The 1,009-nt window shown below is 68.8% G+C and carries 1 protein-coding gene; it reads right to left on the bottom strand.

Translation table 11 applies throughout. The features are described 5' to 3' along the window. Window positions 1–1,009: type VI secretion system tip protein TssI/VgrG (gene tssI / locus HMPREF2581_RS18215; protein ID WP_139181913.1), on the bottom strand; the 1,009-nt coding region annotated here is incomplete at both ends.

The raw sequence follows: 1,009 nt of genomic DNA, 5'->3' as shown, positions 1-1,009 counted from the left end.
GGGCTGCTGAGGCTCTTGAAGACGCTGCGGGTCTTGTGCGCCGGCAGTTCGTAGGGCACCGGATGTTCCCTGTGGAACAGGCAGCCGGTGACCAGCGGCTGGTCGGGGTCGCCTTCGAGGAAGGTCACCAGCACCTCCATGCCGACCCGCGGGATGGCGATGGCGCCGTAGTTCCTTCCCGCCCAGCCGGAGGCAACGCGTAACCAGCAACTGCTGCTGTCGTCGGCCTGGCCCTCGCGATCCCAGTGGAATTGCACCTTCACCCGACCGTAGCGGTCGCAGTGGATTTCCTCGCCCTTCGGACCGGTCACCACCGCGCTCTGCGTGCCGAGGATGCGCGGCTTCGGCGGTGTCAGCGGGGGACGGAAGAACGCCTCCCAGGGCGTGGCCTGGAAGCGGTTGCGGTAACCCTGCCGGAAGTCGTCCGGGCTCGCCGAGGTGTCGGAGACGATGCTTTCTTCCAGCACCTGCGGCTGCCGCCCCTCGTGAATCACCTCGGTGAGCAGCCAGAGGTCGTTCCAGCCCGCCTGGGGATGGGCGGCCAGCGGCAGGAAGTGGCCGCTGAGCAGCAACGGTTGGTCGCTGCGGCCCTCGGCCAGGCGGTAGTCGCTGCGCTGCCGTTCGAGGGCACGCCTGGCCAGGTGCTTGCCGCGCTCGCGGTCGACGAAGCGACCGGGATAGTCGTAGTCCTCGAGGTCCGGCCGGGCTTCGCCGCGGGCGGCGCTTTCCAGCGTCAGGCGCGGTTTCTCGAAGTCGTAGTCGCGGCGGGTGACGCGGCTGGTGCGGGTTTCCAGGCGTACGCCGAAGCGCTTGACCGCCGGCCGGTCGGCGACCAGGCCGGAGTCCTGCTGGTAGGCCACCGGCGCGAGCCGCGGGAACACCGTCTGGTCGTCGCCGAATACCAGCAGGTGCGCCGTGGCGCTGTGCTGGAAATGAAAGTGGATGCCCTCCTCGCAGCACAGGCGCTGGACGAACTGCAGGTCGCTCTCGTCGTACTGCACGCAGTATT

This window comes from Pseudomonas sp. HMSC057H01 (assembly GCF_001836405.1).
GTDB classification, from domain to species: domain Bacteria; phylum Pseudomonadota; class Gammaproteobacteria; order Pseudomonadales; family Pseudomonadaceae; genus Pseudomonas; species Pseudomonas aeruginosa.
This window is presented reverse-complemented; position numbering and strand designations above follow the sequence as displayed.